The sequence below is a fragment of the Deltaproteobacteria bacterium genome (assembly GCA_016180845.1).
In the GTDB taxonomy this organism is placed as follows: domain Bacteria; phylum UBA10199; class UBA10199; order JACPAL01; family JACPAL01; genus JACPAK01.
The window spans coordinates 23,514-40,449 of sequence record JACPAK010000004.1; the positions used below are offsets into that span (position 1 = coordinate 23,514).

General features: G+C 51.0%; 13 protein-coding genes. 3 read left to right on the forward strand and 10 right to left on the reverse strand.

The features are described 5' to 3' along the window. Positions 1–30 precede the first annotated feature (30 nt). The 9 genes from HYT76_07120 to HYT76_07160 all read right to left on the reverse strand — a co-directional run bounded on the left by HYT76_07120 (position 31) and on the right by HYT76_07160 (position 12,121). Positions 31–447 carry an SCP2 sterol-binding domain-containing protein gene (locus HYT76_07120; GenBank protein MBI2083326.1) on the reverse strand — a complete coding sequence of 139 codons (417 nt, stop codon included), beginning with the start codon at positions 445–447 and terminating at the stop codon, positions 31–33. 9 nt (positions 448–456) lie between these two features. Further along, complete coding sequence (locus HYT76_07125) at positions 457–1,626, reverse strand: iron-containing alcohol dehydrogenase (GenBank protein ID MBI2083327.1); 1,170 nt, start codon at positions 1,624–1,626, stop codon at positions 457–459. Between the two features lie 58 nt (positions 1,627–1,684). Further along, positions 1,685–2,533, reverse strand: a complete 849-nt coding sequence (locus HYT76_07130; GenBank protein MBI2083328.1) for a hypothetical protein — start codon at positions 2,531–2,533, stop codon at positions 1,685–1,687. Positions 2,534–2,585: 52 nt separating this feature from the next. Next, positions 2,586–3,986: an amidophosphoribosyltransferase gene (locus HYT76_07135; protein MBI2083329.1), complete on the reverse strand. Its 1,401-nt coding sequence runs from the start codon at positions 3,984–3,986 to the stop codon at positions 2,586–2,588. An 89-nt stretch (positions 3,987–4,075) separates the two neighbouring features. After that, positions 4,076–6,445, reverse strand: coding sequence for a phosphoribosylformylglycinamidine synthase subunit PurL (gene purL, locus HYT76_07140; protein ID MBI2083330.1), 2,370 nt, complete (start codon positions 6,443–6,445; stop codon positions 4,076–4,078). Beyond that, positions 6,411–7,067, reverse strand: coding sequence for a phosphoribosylformylglycinamidine synthase subunit PurQ (gene purQ, locus HYT76_07145; GenBank protein ID MBI2083331.1), 657 nt, complete (start codon positions 7,065–7,067; stop codon positions 6,411–6,413). The genes purL and purQ overlap by 35 nt, the downstream gene beginning before the upstream one ends. Further along, complete coding sequence (gene purS, locus HYT76_07150) at positions 7,064–7,294, reverse strand: phosphoribosylformylglycinamidine synthase subunit PurS (GenBank protein MBI2083332.1); 231 nt, start codon at positions 7,292–7,294, stop codon at positions 7,064–7,066. Before purS ends, purQ begins: the two co-directional genes overlap by 4 nt. Positions 7,295–7,298: 4 nt before the next feature. Continuing rightward, positions 7,299–8,591 carry an adenylosuccinate lyase gene (locus tag HYT76_07155; GenBank protein MBI2083333.1) on the reverse strand — a complete coding sequence of 431 codons (1,293 nt, stop codon included), beginning with the start codon at positions 8,589–8,591 and terminating at the stop codon, positions 7,299–7,301. A gap of 38 nt (positions 8,592–8,629) precedes the next feature. Further along, positions 8,630–12,121 (reverse strand): hypothetical protein, encoded by a 3,492-nt coding sequence (locus tag HYT76_07160; GenBank protein ID MBI2083334.1) that lies wholly within the window; start codon positions 12,119–12,121, stop codon positions 8,630–8,632. 82 nt (positions 12,122–12,203) lie between these two features. Here HYT76_07160 and HYT76_07165 point away from each other — a divergent pair, with 82 nt between their 5' ends. The 3 genes from HYT76_07165 to HYT76_07175 all read left to right on the forward strand — a co-directional run bounded on the left by HYT76_07165 (position 12,204) and on the right by HYT76_07175 (position 15,869). Then, the gene (locus HYT76_07165) at positions 12,204–13,400 is read left to right on the forward strand and encodes a sodium:calcium antiporter (protein ID MBI2083335.1); all 1,197 of its coding nucleotides are present in this window, start codon (positions 12,204–12,206) and stop codon (positions 13,398–13,400) included. 5 nt (positions 13,401–13,405) lie between these two features. After that, positions 13,406–14,680, forward strand: a complete 1,275-nt coding sequence (locus HYT76_07170; GenBank protein ID MBI2083336.1) for a Glu/Leu/Phe/Val dehydrogenase — start codon at positions 13,406–13,408, stop codon at positions 14,678–14,680. A gap of 109 nt (positions 14,681–14,789) precedes the next feature. After that, a complete protein-coding gene (locus HYT76_07175; GenBank protein ID MBI2083337.1) occupies positions 14,790–15,869 on the forward strand; it encodes an ATP-binding protein in 1,080 nt (359 codons plus the stop codon). 88 nt (positions 15,870–15,957) lie between these two features. Here the strand turns inward: HYT76_07175 and HYT76_07180 are convergent, their stop codons facing one another. Next, positions 15,958–16,824 (reverse strand): hypothetical protein, encoded by an 867-nt coding sequence (locus HYT76_07180; protein ID MBI2083338.1) that lies wholly within the window; start codon positions 16,822–16,824, stop codon positions 15,958–15,960. Positions 16,825–16,936 lie beyond the last annotated feature (112 nt).

Here is a 16,936-nt window from a genome sequence, read left to right on the forward strand (position 1 = left end):
GGGCCAAAAGTTGCCTTCCGAAAGGAGGCCTCACAAAACGGAGAGATAGCCTGAAAACCCCTTTTCTTTTAAATAGTTAGGGTACATTTGGTATGCTGGCTTAATGATCGGTAAGAGGCGCAGGATCTTCGGGATCGGTCCCTTCGCGACCATCTCTCGTCTCGCAAGCGCGATCATCAAGTTCACTTTACCCATCCAGAAACGGTGCGCGATATCCGCCTTCATGCTCATTTCAACTTCAGGACTCTTGGAGGCATCATTAAAAGTGATCTCCGGTTTTTCTCTTGAAAGATCGACCGTAATGGAGAGATCAGGCTCTTTGTAGTTAAATTTCAAGACAAGTTTGGAGTTGATCAATTTAGGGCCCATCTGAGGATCGCTCAGCAGATACTCAAAAAAACCACCCAGCACTTGTTGGAGACGATCAGAATTTTCGAATGTCGGCATAATTCCTCCTCAGTAAGCTTTCTTAACCTGTTTCAAAACTTCCTCTTTTACGACCTCTCGCGGATTATAAAAACTGGTCCCATCATTCACCGCCCCTTCGGCGATCGCCTCCAAAAGACCCTCACTCACACCGGCATCACGGAGACGATAGGGCAGGCCACAGGCATGATAAAGCTCCTCTCGTAATCTCTTCACCGCCTCGATCGCCGCACGTGCCGCCGCCTCCTCATCCATTCCCGATTTTCTGACTCCAAGGTGTTCTGCAATTTCTGCATATTTTTCTTCGGCAGCTTCCAGATTATACTCCATCCCCCAAGGCAAAAAGATGCTGTTCGCCGTCCCATGATGAAGACCGGTCAAACCACCTGTTGCATGGGCCATTCCATGGACGACCCCTACCATCGCATGATCAAAGGCGATCCCGGCCATCGTCGCTGCGGTCAAAAGGTCACCACGTGCCTCAAGATCCTCTCCGTGAAGGACCGCCCTCATGAGACTTTTCCTTATTAACTTCATCGCGACGGTAGAAAAACCTTCTGAAATCGGATTCGCCTGTAGACTCGTGTAGGATTCGATCGCGTGAGTCAGGGCATCCATCGCGGTCGCTGCGGTTAACTTGGGCGGTAGGCCGATAGTCAATTCAGGATCGAGGATCGCAAGATGAGGGGCGAGGTGACGATCCACAAACGAAAGCTTGACATGGGTTGATTCATCCAAAATGACAGCAGCGGAACTCACCTCACTTCCGGTCCCTGCGGTCGTCGGAATCGTAATGTGCGGTTTTAAAAGACCAGGGAGCGTCTGGGCCCCTGAATAGTCCTGAACAAGATCGCCACCATGCGTGAAAAGGATATTGGCTGTCTTCGCGGTATCGATCACGCTCCCACCACCGATAGAAAGAATCCCTTCCGCCTCGGATCGAATCGCTTGTTCCGCCGCCTTTTTCACAATCGAAAGTTCCGAATTGGATGGGACCTCCGAGAAAATACCAGCCACTTCAACCCCGCCTTGCTTGAGTCCCGCAACAATCGGATCAATCAACTTGAGTCCCATCAAGACCTTGTCCGTGATCAGAAAGAGTCGCGAGAGGTTAAAAGAGGCCAGCTCGGCATTGAAATCGCGTGCAATCCCATTATTAAAAACGACACGCGTGGGGCAGTTGAATTGGTAGAATTCCATTGAAGTCGATGCGACCCTTAACCCCGCCTTATTTGATTATCAAGAAGAAGAGTTCTCGCTACGCGTCAAGCTGGGAGGCCCCATAAAGGGCCGCAGCAAAGGAAAGTCCGATAAAAACCGCCACGCCAGATCGGCAAAATTTTGTGAGACTCCAGATCGCTGACCGAGGCTGACCACTACAGATAAACCATCCCGACCGGGCCGCTTCGGCCGCCCCCATCGCAACATCTCGAACCTCCCCTCTCATCAAACCAGGACAAGGGGTGAGCTTCATCGCCACTTCGGAGAGATCTCCCCTCCCACCAACGAGCCAACCAACTCCAGTCCCGCGCAGGGTCAGAAGCTGTTGATCTCTATCCAAGGAGGCAATAATGCGCCCTTCAAATGGTCCCAGCGAGGTTGCAGAGACAGACTCCGCTCCATCGAGAAGCAATGGTTTTAAATCGATCAAAATTCCACCCAATCGAAGCCCATCATTACGTAAAAGCTTCACCCGCGAGGCAAGTCCTCCCTCGGCCGTCTCCGAGCGGAAAATCTCACGAATTTGGGTAAAATTATGCTCCCTCGTCAGAACTGTTGTCCCAAAGAAATACTCGTCATGGTCGCCTCGGAAGAATTGATCATAACGATGGGCATTGCCTGAGAAAAAATCCCCTTTCACCTTATAGACGACTCCGGCACGTTGTGCCTCGGCCTCAAAACGGACCTGTGACTGCCTCTGTTGTGCCTCAAGGATCACCTCATCCATCACAATCGTCTGATCTTCCTCTAGAGGAAGGGGTTGATGATAGTTGGCCGTGTCATCGAGTCTTTGCTGAAAATTTCCGTCTACGAGGGGAAGGAGGCGGGACTCAGCACAAAAACGTTGAACCAGGGCAAAAACAAGGGTTGGAACACGAGATAGCATAGTCTTGATTATTCTCGGATGAGAAAAACAAAGGTTGTTTCCTAAAAAGGGGTTATTGGGACCTGGCCAGTTTGAGCTTGTCAGTCGTATCCTCAACAGCGAGCGGGTAGTCGCCGGTAAAACAGGCGTCACAGAACCATTCGCCGTGATTTTTCTCGAACCAGTAGAGCCCTTCCGTCGAGAGATAGGCAAGCGAATCGGCCCCCAGGAATTTCCGGATCTCCTCCACAGAATGGGATGAGGCGATCAATTCAGACTTGTTAGGGGTATCAATTCCATAAAAACAGGGGTCAGTGGTCGGCGGGGAGGAGATTCGCATATGAACCTCCTTCGCCCCGGCATCGCGAATCATTTTGACAATCTTTTTCGAGGTCGTCCCTCGGACAATCGAGTCATCGACAACAATCACCCTCTTCCCTTTCAAAACCTCTCGAACCGGATTCAGTTTGATCTTCACCCCGAAATGCCGGATCGAATCCTTCGGCTCAATAAAAGTTCGTCCGACATAGTGATTTCGAATCAGACCGGTTTGAAAAGAAATCCCGGATTCCTCCGAATACCCCAACGCCGCGGGAACACCGCTGTCCGGAACCGGGATCACAACATCGGCCTCGACCGGATATTCACGAGCGAGCTGTTTCCCAAACCCTTTCCGCATCTCGTAAACGTCACGACCAAAAATATGACTGTCCGGACGTGCAAAATAGATGAATTCAAAAATACACATCGCCTTTTTTCTGGGAATCGGAAAGGGACGGAGGGAATGCATCCCATCCTTGTCAAAAGTCACGACCTCCCCCGGCTCCACCTCCCGAACAAATTCCGCCTCAACAAGATCCAAGGCGCAGGTCTCGCTGGCCACAACCCAAGTGGGGCCGCCGGGATCTGATTCCGAACCCTTTTTCCCGATCACGAGAGGCCGCCACCCAAAAGGATCACGAACTGCAATCAGCCGACTCTCCGTCAGGAAAACCAGTGAGTAGGCCCCCTTCACCTTCAGCAACGCCTCGATGATCCGATCGACGAGGGAACTTTTTCGAGAGGCGGCGATCAGATGGATCAGAACCTCTGTGTCCATCGTCGACTGAAAAATAGACCCGTGTGCCTCGAGTTCAGCACGTATTTTTTGGATATTGATGAGATTTCCGTTATGTCCACAGGCAAGCCATCCACGGGAATAATTGATCAGGATCGGCTGACAATTTTTGAGACTGCTCTCTCCCGCGGTTGAATAACGGGTATGACCAATGGCGCACAACCCAGGGAGTTTTTTTAAAACCTCTTCTGTATAGATATCGGCAACAAGCCCCATCCCGCGATGCGAGAAAAGCTCTTTCCCATTGGATGAAACAATCCCGGCCGACTCCTGCCCTCGATGCTGGAGGGCATACAACCCCAGATAAGCCAGATTAGCCGCTTCGGGATGGTTGTAGATGCCGACGATTCCGCACACCTAAAATTACCTCCTTGGTAACGCCCTTAGGCGTTACACCCCATAATACTTATTACCTCGAGGGCAACTTTCAAAGGGAGGCTTCCCCCCTATGACGTCGCTTCGCTCCTGTTACCCCCCTTGTTAAAAACCACGTTTTCAAATGAAGCAGCCCAAATATCCTTGATTTCCTTAACCGACAGATCAATCTCCTCGCCAATCTTCAGCCGATTACCTCCCACCTTCCCCAAGATCGTCGCCGGAGTTTTTTTAAGCTTAGCCAATTTGAGAAACTTCTGCAAATGATCCTCGTTCAAACTGACAATGATCCGGGATTGGGTTTCGGAGAACAAGTGAAGCCACTGCCGATTTTGACTTACGCCAGACGGGTGACTCGGGTCGGGCGCCCGCCCGCGCGCAACGGGTGAGCACGGGTGGGCGGAACCCGAGGCAGGACCCGTCCCATTTGGGTCAAAATCGATAGTGGCTCCAAATAACGCCGGTCCCGATACACAACACTCCGCCAGCGCCACTGCCAGACCTCCCTCTGAGCAATCATGGGCCGAGCGGACCCAACCTTTTCGAATCCCTGTGAGCACCAACGCCTGGACCCTCTTTTCAAGCGGGATATTGAGCCGAGGCGGACGACCGGCGACAATGCCGTGAATTACTTTGAGATACTCACTCCCTCCAAAATCTTCACCCCACTTTGAAAAAGGGGGGCTGGGGGGGATTTTTCCAAATGCCGGGCCTACCATCGCAACAACATCCCCCTCCTGCTTAAACCACTGCGTACAGTGCCTTTCGACATCATCGAGAAGCCCGACCATCCCGATTGTTGGTGTGGGATAGATGCTTCCTTGTTGGCTCTCATTATAAAAACTGACATTCCCGGAAACGATCGGCGTCCCGAACGCCTTACACACCTCACTGAGACCTTGGGTCGCCTCTTTAAACTGCCACATCACCTCAGGGTTCTCAGGACTCCCAAAATTCAGGCAATCAGTGACGGCGACCGGTTTTCCACCCGAGCAGACGATATTCCGTGCCGCCTCGGCAACTGCAATCTTCGCCCCTTCCCTCGGATTCAGATAACAGTAACGACTGTTACAGTCGGTCGTTAACGCAAGCCCCTTTTTCGTCCCCTTGATCCGGATCACCGCCGCATCGGATCCGGGAAGAACAGTGGTATCGGTTCCCACGGTGTGATCATACTGGCGGTAGACCCAATGCTTGCTGGCGAGGTTAGGGGAACTAAGGAGCCTCATGAGAATTTCATTCGGCTCCTCGATCGCGATCGGGTAACGCGATCGCGGCCGCCGTACCGGCCGCCGTACCGGCCGCCGATACACCGGCGCCTCTTCACTGATTGGAAGATTCGGGACAACTCCAACCACCGTCCCGTTCGACCGAATCACCACCTCATGTCCCTTTGTAATCTCCCCCACCTGTACCGCATCGAGGTCCCACTTCTGAAAAATTTTAAAGACCTCCTCCTCATGCCCCCTCTTCGCCACAAGAAACATCCGCTCCTGGGACTCCGAAAGCATGACCTCATAAGGAGTCATGCCGGTTTCCCGTTGAGGAACATGATCCAGTTGCAGGGTCATGCCGACACGTCCCTTTCCCGACATCTCGACCGAGGAACAGGTCAACCCCGCCGCCCCCATATCCTGAATCCCATAAACCACCTGTCTCCCGCTGTCTGACTCCATGAGCTCCAAACAGGCCTCCATCAGTTTTTTTTCGGTAAAGGGATCGCCAACTTGAACTGTCGGACGTCGCTCCACAGACTCCTCATCAAAAACATCACTCGCCATCGTCGCTCCGTGGATTCCATCACGACCCGTCTTGGCCCCGACATAGATCACCGGATTCCCAACTCCACCCCCCTTTGCATAAAAGATTTTTTTCTTTTCAATGAGTCCGACACACATCGCATTGACCAAAATATTACCATTATAACATTCATCAAAATAAACCTCCCCACCGACCGTCGGAATCCCCATGCAATTTCCGTAACCACCAATCCCCGCAACAACGCCATTCACAAGAGAGTCTGTCTTGGGATGATCCGGGGAACCAAACCGAAGTGAATTCAAGAGCGCGATCGGTCGCGCCCCCATCGTAAAGACATCGCGCAGGATCCCACCCACACCGGTCGCCGCGCCCTGATACGGCTCTATAAAGGAGGGGTGATTATGACTCTCCATCTTGAAAACGACAGCGAGTCCTCCACCGATATCGACAATCCCGGCATTTTCACCGGGACCACAGATAACCTGCTTTCCTTTGGTCGGGAGTTTTTTGAGATAAGTCTTGGAACTTTTGTAGGAACAATGCTCGCTCCACATCACAGAGAAGATCCCGAGTTCGACGAGGTTCGGCTCACGACCGAGGATCTTCAGGATCTTTTTATACTCTTGTAGCGACAAACCATGTTGTTCAATCAATGAGGGATTCAAACAACCTCCTCCCATCTTCGTTACCGAGAAGCACCTCCGAGCATCTCTCCGGATGCGGCATCATCCCAAGGACATTCCCTTTCTCATTCATAATGCCAGCAATATCGTGGATCGCCCCATTCGGATTCCGTGGATGATAGCGAAAAACAACTCGCCCCTCCCCCTCCAATCTCTTCAATGTCTCTTCATCGGAAAAATAATTCCCATCTCCATGCGCGATTGGCATTGTAACAACAGTGTTGGGTGCGTAGTGTTTCGTGAATAGCGTCTGGTTATTTTCGACACGCAGTGAAACATTCTCACAAATAAATTGAAGATTTGCATTTCTCATAAGGACGCCTGGCAAGAGACCGGCCTCGGTCAATATCTGAAATCCATTACAAATCCCCAGAACCAAACCACCCCGCTCCGCATGCCGGATCACTTCTGTCATGATGGGAGAAAAACGGGCGATCGCGCCGGTCCGAAGATAATCGCCATAGGAAAAACCACCCGGGAGTATCACACAATCAACTCCCCTAAGATCAGTCTCTTTGTGCCAGAGGTAACGAACAGGCTGCTTCAGGAGGTCTTTCAGGACATGAAAGGCATCGCGGTCGCAATTGGATCCGGGAAAGACAACGACGCCAAATTTCACTTCTCTACCTCAAACCGATAACTCTCAATCACCGTATTCGCCAAAAGCTTTTCGCACATCTCCTTGATTCGCTCCTTCGAGTTTTTCTCCAGTTCCAGTTCTATATACTTCCCGATCCTCACATCCTGAACCTCATGAAACCCCAACGAGGCAAGCGCCTGCTGGACCGCCTTGCCCTGGGGATCGAGGACGCCAGATTTCAGTGTGATGTAGATGCGCGCCTTCATGCCCTCACCCAAACACCCTCTTAAAGATTGTGTCGACATGTCTCAAGGTGTGATCGAGATCAAAAACCTGATCCAACTCTTTTTTTGTCACCCTCTTTGAAATCGCGGGATCTTTCCGGATCGCCTCTTCAAAATCAGCCCCCTCCTCCCAGCACCGCATCGCCTGTCTTTGCACGAGTCGATACCCCTCCTCACGACTTAAACCCGACTCAATCAATTTCAGGAGAACCCCTTCGGAAAAAACCAGTTTCCCCATTTTCTCGAGGTTCTTTTTCATGTTTTTCGGATAGACGAGCAGTTGGTCAACAATCTTTGTGAAACGAACAAGCATAAAATCAGTGAGGATCGTCGCTTCTGGCGCTAATATCCGCTCCGCAGAGGAGTGGCTGATGTCGCGTTCGTGCCAGAGGGCGATATTTTCTAGTGCTGGAACAACCGTCGATCGGACGAGGCGGGCCAACCCACAAATGTTTTCCGAGAGCACAGGGTTTCGTTTGTGTGGCATCGCCGAAGAACCTTTTTGCCCTTCGGCAAAAAACTCCTCGACCTCGAGAACCTCTGTTCTCTGAAGGTGCCGAATCTCCGTCGCCATCCTTTCCAAAGAAGAGGCGAGCAACGCGAGCCTGGAGAAAAAAGCGGCATAACGATCGCGAGAAATCACCTGGGTGGCAACCGCATCAGGGGTTAATCCCAATTTCCGACAAACAAACGACTCGACCTCCGGCTCCAGATGGGCATAGGTCCCGACCGCACCGGAAATTTTTCCGACAGAGATCTCCTCTCTGACCGCCTCGATCCACAAGAGGTGACGCCTGATCTCCTCGTACCAAGAAGCCAGTTTTAACCCAAAAGTGGTCGGTTCCGCATGGATCCCATGGGTCCGTCCGATCATCGGTGTCTCTTTGTGCTCGAAGGCCCGTCTCTTCAAGACCTGCATCAACCCCTTCAAGTCAGAGACAATCAGATCGGAGGCCTGTCGAAGCTGCAGGGAAAAACAGGTATCGAGGAGGTCGGAAGAGGTCATCCCGAAGTGGAGCCAACGCGCCTCGGGACCGACCGACTCACCGACATTCGTCAGGAAGGCGATCACGTCGTGCTGAACCTTTTTTTCGATCTCGTCGATCCGTGCGATCTCAAACGTCGCTTTTTTCCGAATCTTGGCGGTTGTCCCCTTTGGGACACGACCAAACTGCTCCCATCCCTCACAGACGAGGAGCTCGATCTCGAGCCAGAGCTTGAATTTATTCTCCGGCTCCCAGATTTTTGCCATTTGAGGACGACTGTATCGAGGAATCATGGAAAAAGTCTCTAGCAGGAAGGAAAAAAAGAATCAAATTACTTAGAAGACCCCCTGAGGAGCTTATACAACCGTTTCACATCCAGCTCGATCCCATAATATTTGGCTTTTTCCCATTCCCCTGGCTCTTGACTATCAGGATACCATCTCCAGTCTTTTTTAAGAGACAAGACGCCACCGGCAAGCTCTAACCCAAGTCCCACCCCAAGAAGACCGGTGGCATCGGAACCTCCCCCATCCCCTCCCGCCACCTCATGCAGTGAGGCGCCACCCAGGAGGAATCCCCGAATTGCCAGGACACCCAAGGGATCTCCAATCGTTGCTCCCAGTTCAACCGGCAGATCGATATCGAGACGAAAGAGAGAGGCATTGAAACTGTTGCTTGGACCGGTAGTCCCATCCTGATTGACAACCAGAACCTCCCCCTCTCGCACCTGACCAATAAAATGGGCCGAAACGGATCCATAGGCCTGGATCATCGGCCTGTAGGCATGATCTAACAGACGCCAGAGATGGCCGTAACCAAAGTAGGGACCACCATTAAATCCAGATAATTCCTGACGTCCACGGGAGGTCCCAAAACGACTTTGGCCCGATCCCATCTCAAACCCCAAGATCCATGTCTTTGTATCCCATTTTTCCCACGGTTCACCATTCTTAGGCGGAGGAGGAAGCAGTGCCCGAACACCGCCCGGGGTATGGAGAAGCGATTTCTCCCAGGGACTCGTCGACCGCTCCTTGATTTCATCCTCCGTCGGCATTTCTATGGAGAGATCGACATATCTTTCCTTCTCTGATCCCAAATGTTCGACGACACGGATCCGATCCGGGATCTGATGGGAGTATGCCTCCTTAAGACGATATTTGCGATATTCATACCCGATCCTCTGCGCCTCCAACTGGACATGGACACCAAAGGCAGCTGCCCAGGTGCCGCGTTGAAATTTCTGACCATACCATTCGAGGGATCGCGCATGATCCCCACCAAAAAGATCCATGTGGCTCAGCCACTCGTGATCCGGTCGATCCTTCCGCTTCAAACTTTCGTATCCGTTGATCCAGTCCCGAAACTCGCGCGCCATAAAACCATAGAGATGCGGAAGCATGTGGGACATCTGCTCGAGCAGGTGCCGCCGCATCGGGTCCTGTTCCGTTTCAAGCTGTTCCCGGATCTTCGCCACAAGCGGAAGTGTCGCCCCATTGAGATTCAGTTCCAGCTCCTTTTCGATCTTTTCGTCCCTCATCCGCTGAAGCTCCTCTTCATCGAGAGGACCGCCATTCTTATCGTACCGTTTGGACCAGACCTCCTCATACGTGGCGACCAACTCCTTCGCATATTTTCGATAGGTCACACCGAGCTGGCTGGCCTCTTCTGTCAGACCCGCTTGCCGCAATGAAAGTTCAATCTGACGAAGATAGAGCTCGACAGCGGTCTCCCCTTTGGCATTGACGGCATGGAGTACATCATTTTTTGTAATCCCGGCATACCCTTGTTTCATAATAAGCCCATGGAAGAGATGTCCAATCAGATAAACCCTCTTATATAAGGTTGTCTCGGGATGAGATGCCTCCTGAGTCTGTTTGTCCGTTATCTTCTCAAGCGCGCGGCGGTAATCAAACAGGAGCGGTGCCACTTCTTCCATCACCTGACGTACTTCAGGCCCACTTCCGGGGACCGCTTTTTCATCGACACCGATAAATTCGAACTCGGTCACAAGGTCATTGGTCCCCGGCTTGACCCAAAATCGCTCCTGCATCACCTCGGTGCGATAATCCATGACAGACGGCACACCGACAACTGGAAGCGGATTTTTGCGGACGATATCACTCGCCTCAGCAAACGTCGCATAGGCAACTTCTGTTGAATCAGAGAGCGTCGGTTCATAACGAACCTTCATCAGATCAAAATAGGAGCGGTGGTGTTCGTGACCATGGATGTAGATTTTTGTCCTCGGATCGCTCAACACCCGATTAAAACCAGAATCTCTCAGATTATGGATTAGAAGCGGCGAATAGTGGGTCACGAGATCAAATCCGACATTCCGGTCACCCGAGGTCTGGGCATCATAGAACGCCTCGATCAGGTAGGTCTGGATATAGCTGATATGCCCCTTCAATGAACCTAAAAGACTGGAACCGGTTGTTTCATCCGTCGTATCGATCGCCATCTTCCATTTGGTGTAACGCCGACCCGAGGCGAGATCGACCTCTTCTGCCTTGTAGGCCTGCAGATGGATCCATTTCTGCTCAGCCTGGCTCCCTCCTTTTGGAAAATAAACAACCGCCTCCCAAGTCCCATCCTCTTGCTCCCTCCAGAAATGTTTAAAAACCCGCAGCCGATCTTCCCAACGACCAATCACCCTCTCCCCTGCCCGATTCTTCGCCACAAAGTCATTTTTGGTTGAATCAAGAACCTCCGTATAAAACCGCGGCTTCGCTCCCAGAGGTTGAAAAACGGCAAGCGGGTTTTGCTTCAACATCTCGGCATAAAAAGACTCGAGAATTTTTTGCCGATAGGCATCAATATCAACCCCTTCATGCCCTTCCTTCTCTATTTCGATCGCGTAGGTCGGTTGGACCCTTCCGTCCGGAAGTGTCTTTTCATTTTTTAGGAAAACGCTCAGATGAACCCAGGCTGGTTTTTTCTTGCGTTTTTTGGGGTCACCACGAGGTGGGATGTAGGTATAGTCAGGAAGATAAGCGACCGCCTCCCATTCGCCGGTCCTTGTCTTTCTCCAAAAATCCTTAAAGACCCTTTCTTTATCGAGCCAACTCGCCTCGGTCTCCTTTCCTTCCCGATCAACACCGCGATACCAGTCACGATCGGTCTTCGCATTGAGTGTGATGCGAGGTTTCGTCTTTTTCCCATGAAAGAATTCAAACTTCCTCCGGACGAGCACATCTTTGGAAAGTCTTCTCGCCTTATGACCATGCTCAGGGAGGATAACATCCTTGTTGAATTCACTTTCCCCCTGGGCCCTGAAAACGATTGCCATCCCCCCGGCGAAATTGGTTGGGGAATCAAACGTCCCCCTCCATTTGACGCAATGATTCCCTGGCGAGGCGAGGCGCAGCTTGAACGCAGGACCGTTTTGTTCGAGTTCTGTTTGTGTCCTCACAAATTTTTCCCATTCAATGGTACTATTCAGATCGGCAATATCCCCCTCATCAATAATCCCTTGGGCACAACGTCTGGACTCCGGGGGAAGCGCCTGCAGCACCACCTCGCGGTGGAGCATATTGATCATCGTTGTCTGACCGGTGAGTCGAAATCCGGGACCAATCATATTGGCAAAAGAACCACCCAGCATCCCGGTCGTGTCCGGTTCGGTATAGTATTGGAGGTCGGAGACATTCAGACGTGAGCCTTTATTGACACAACTATAATCGCTCTGGGAGGAAGGCTGACTTGGTAAAGAGTCCGCCTCTGAAGGAATCGAAGGCTCATCATAGGGGAATGAGGCTGACTCTTCCGGGACCTCGAATGAGGCAGGCCGAACCGAGATGCGTGGTGTGTCTCCCCCAGCCATTTCATCCCGACCATCGACGAACGAGATTAATATGTTGCGCCGAAAGTGAAAACGAACTAAACGAATCTTCAATTATTTCAGTATGAAACCAACCAAAGCAGCCCTCTTGATCGCCTCCGCCTTTTTTCTTTGCCTTCAATGGGTTTTCTTTCGTTTTTCCGGGAGTCATCTTCCAACACCCTGGTCTGCCCTCTTGCCAGGAATCGCGATTTTCGGTGCGGCATTTATCCTTTCCTGGGGGGCAGAACTGGCCCAGTTCTATATCCCCCAGTCGCTTGCGATCGCCTTTCTCGCTTTGATCGCCGTCTTACCCGAGTATGCGGTCGATATGTATTTCGCCTGGGAGGCAGGAAAGAATCCTGAATATATTCATTTCGCTACCGCGAATATGACCGGCGCCAATCGGCTCTTGATCGGTGTGGGATGGGCAACAGTCGCCTTCGCTTATTTCTTCCGGACAAAACAGAAAGAGGTCGTCCTGGAACCAAGTAATCGTATTGAGCTTTTTGGCCTGGGGGCTGCGACCATTTACTGCTTCGTCATACCGATGAAAGGAACGATTTCATGGGTCGACTCGATCTTTCTTTTGAGTATTTTTGCCGTCTATATTTTTCAGACGACGCAAAGCCATCATGAAGAGCCCGAAGTCGAGGAACCGCTGATAGCGATTTCTAAATGGTCATGGGGACGACGCCTCGCGGTCACCATCTTTTTCTTTCTCTTTTCTGGTTTCACGATTTTTACCTCTGCAGAACCTTTTGCTGAAGGACTTTTGGAGACAGGCCGCCACTGGGGAATCGAGGAATTTATCCTTGTGCAATGGCTTGCCCCCCTCGCCTCCGAATCCCCCGAATTTATTATTGCCATCCTCTTCGCCTTAAGGGCGAAGGCGGCATCGAGCCTCGGAACCCTGCTTTCTTCAAAGGTCAATCAATGGACGCTCTTGGTTGGAATGCTCGCGCTGGTGTATAATCTCTCCGCAGGCCATATCCTCCCGATGACACTTGATGCGAGGCAATCCGAAGAAATTTTTCTGACTGCGGCCCAGTCCCTCTTCGCCTTTGTGGTGATTTCCAACTTGAGATTTTCGCTGATCGAAGGCCTGTTGCTCCTCGTGCTTTTTGCAACGCAGATCTTCTTTACATCACCTGTTTCCCGTCATTACTATGCCTTTTTCTATCTGCTACTCTCCATTGGGTGGTTTGCCTTCGGACCAACGAATCGACAGGGGATTTTTGAAATCGCCAAGGTTTTTTCAAAAAGGGCGAGAAGGGATTAGGAATCATGGTTGACCAACACTCGGTAGAATGGGATTCGCCACTTTTTCGGAGCACCCAGAGCCAATTTGAGACAGTCGCGAAGAGGATGAAGATGGATGAAAATGTCTTCAACCGCCTCCGGTGGCCTGAGCGCGTGCTGGTTGTTTCTGTTCCTTTCCGGATGGATGATGGGTCCGTCCGGGTTGTCCCTGGTTATCGTGTCCAACACAACGATGCCCTCGGCCCCTGCAAGGGGGGGATCCGCTATCACCGCAGTGTCAATCTCGGTGAGGTCGCCGCCCTCGCGATGCTGATGACCTGGAAGACCTCACTGGTCGGCCTTCCTCTCGGTGGCGCCAAAGGGGGGGTTGCCGTCGATCCGAATCCCCTCTCAAGACAGGAGCTCCAGAGGCTCACGCGTCGTTACACGGCAGAGATTATTAATTTCATTGGGCCCGATCATGACATCCCGGCACCCGACATGGGGACAAGCGCGCAGGTGATGGCCTGGATGATGGATACCTATAGCTCAGTAAAGGGGTACTCGATCCCAGGCGTGGTCACCGGCAAACCGATCGCGATCGGAGGATCACTCGGTCGACTCGAGGCACCCGGGCGTGGGGTTGTTTATTGCATCATGGAGGCGGCGGAAAAATTGAAGTGGAAATTAAATGAAAAGATCACTGTCGCCATACAAGGGTTCGGTCAGGTCGGAAATGCCGCGGCAAGAAAGATCTCGAAGATCGGATGCAAGATCATCGCCGTCGGTGATCATACAACGACCCTCTATAATGAGAAGGGGTTCTCTTATGAGTCGCTTCAACAGCATGTCATGACCCATCAATTTCTGAAGGGGTATCCGGAGGGGGAAGAGATCCCGTGGGGAGATCTGATCACATTAAAATGCGATATCCTGATCCCGGCGGCTACCGGCGGGGTCATCACGGAGGAGAACGTCAAAAAGCTCCGTTGCCGAATGATCGCCGAGGGGGCGAATGGCCCAACAACGACAGAGGCTGACCTTATCCTGCAGGAACAGGAAGATATCTTTGTCATCCCTGATATCCTCGCCAATGCAGGGGGTGTCATTGTCTCTTATTTTGAATGGGTTCAGGACCTCCAAAACTTCTTTTGGTCAGAGAAAGACGTGAATCAACGCCTCTTCGAGATCATGCAGAAGGCCTTCCATGAGGTCTATGAAAGGTCGCTCGAGGAAAAGGTCCGGATGCGAGAGGCGGCAATGCGGATCGCCATCCGCAAGATCTCCACGGCAATGCTGACGCGGGGATTGTTTCCTTAAATAATTCAGGTTGACTCTAATTTATACATGACTAAAATAGCATACAGTCTAATTCATTCATATGAAACGGTATCTCGAACAGAAGGTCCGAGAGGACTTAAAAGAAAAGATGGTCTTTGTCGGTGGTCCCCGACAGGTCGGAAAGACGACTGTCGCCTTTCACCTGCTGGGAGATGTCGATGAATCCCACCCCGCGTACCTTAACTGGGACTCCCCTCCTGTTAAACAGGTCCTCCTCAAGGGGGAACTTCCATCAGGTCAGAAGCTGATCGTTCTCGATGAAATTCACAAATACAAAGGTTGGAGGAATCTCGTCAAAGGCTTTTATGATCAGTATAAATCAAAACGTCAGTTCCTTGTTACCGGTTCGGCTCGCCTCGACTACTACCGTCGTGGAGGAGATTCCCTTCAGGGGAGGTACCATTATTATCGTCTTCATCCATTAACCCTTCCGGAATTGGGAAAAAATTCAACCGAAGATGACCTTGAGCAATTAATCTCCTTCGGTGGCTTTCCGGAACCATTTCTCAAAGCGAACGGGCGTCATTACAAGAGGTGGCAACAAGAACGGCTCACACGGGTTCTTCAGGAGGACCTGATCGGTCTTGAGCAGGTGAAAGAGATCTCCCAATTGGATCTCCTTGTCCATCTCCTTCCCAGCCAAGTTGGGTCCATCCTCTCCCTGAATAACTTAAAACAAGACCTTCAAGTCGCCTTTGAAACGGTAGAGCGGTGGATTCTCATCCTGGAAAATATCTATTATTGCTATCGGATTTCTCCGTTCGGACTTCCACACTTGAGGACGGCAAAAAAAGAGAAGAAGCTCTACCTGTGGGATTGGTCTCAGTGTGAAAATCCGAGCGCCCGATTTGAAAATCTTGTTGCCTCTCATCTGCTAAAGATGTGCCATTTCCTCCAGGACTCTCAAGGGGACGAGATGCAACTCCAGTTTTTGCGAGATGCCCAAAAGCGGGAGATCGATTTTGTAGTGTCAAAAAACCGGAAACCGATATTTGCTGTCGAGTGCAAGACGGGCGAATCTCAACTGAGTCCAAATATTTGCTATTTTGCGGAACGATCCCCTATCCCAAAATTTTACCAGGTCCATCTGGGGAAAAAGGATGTTGAAATCGAGAAGCATCGGGCTCGAATCATTCCCTTTGGAGAGTTTTGTCAGCTGTTTCCTTAAATCGCCTTACACTCCTTCGCCTCAAAGCCAAGCTTGTTGATCGCCTCCATCACCTTTAAAGGAGTCGTCTTCGCAGGATCGATCGTGACTATCCCACCATGCGCATCCGACTTGATATCGGACTTTCACTCTGCAAGTCGTCCTGCCCGAAGAACGAAAGTCCTACATAAAGGGCAACAACGAAGGCAGGGACAATTGCCGCCCTGGTAAACACCTGAAGGCCTCCGAGCGCAGCAGGAATTTTAGGGTGCTCAATTCCGAGTGTAGTCCCCGCCCTGATCACAGCTTCTTTGAGACTCCTTGGTCGGGTTGGCACCCATATCTTGAACCAAAGATTTTCATCTTCGGCTCTTAATAAATAGGCAAGAGGTTTCCCTCTCGCTTCGAAATATAGCCGCCCCGAAGCCGAACGCCTCAATGGAGTCACTTCAATTGAACCCTCAAGTATTCCAGAGGTTGTAAAGGTCGGTCTCTCATTCATCTGAAAATCTTTGAAAATTATACTGTGAGGAACATCTTCTGCAGTACCATGATTTCGTACAGAGTAGTCCATGAAGGCTTTACAAGATAGATCTTCAACAATTATCTTAGATGGGAGTCTTTCAGAACCACTGCGAGCAAATATTGCCTGCAAGAAAACATCGCATTCATTCCCAGTTCTGGCATCAGGTGAATACCGTCTATTCAGCTGCCAATCTTCCTGCCTAACAGCTCCGAATCCAGCAAAAGGTTTACCTATAACACGTTCCTTTCTCGTGACAGAGTAGTTATCATGGCTAACGGCTACCTCTGTAACAAGATCTGCGGATACAGAGCTGCGAAATAAGCCATATGGATCTTCAACCAAAGGTACATCTAAGCCAGGATGTGACATTCCTGAATCGGTGATGACTGTTTCGTGGGGGGGAAATCCCAAACGACCCAGAATCGATAAGCCAATTTTTTTGAAATCCATTATCAATTTTCCTTTCCCAAAATTCCGTTGACGAACGCGGAATGGTGGTTCCTTACTTTTTTTCGGAAAAATAAGAATAAAGTTGCGTTGCGCGTGTAAAAAAGCAGTTGTT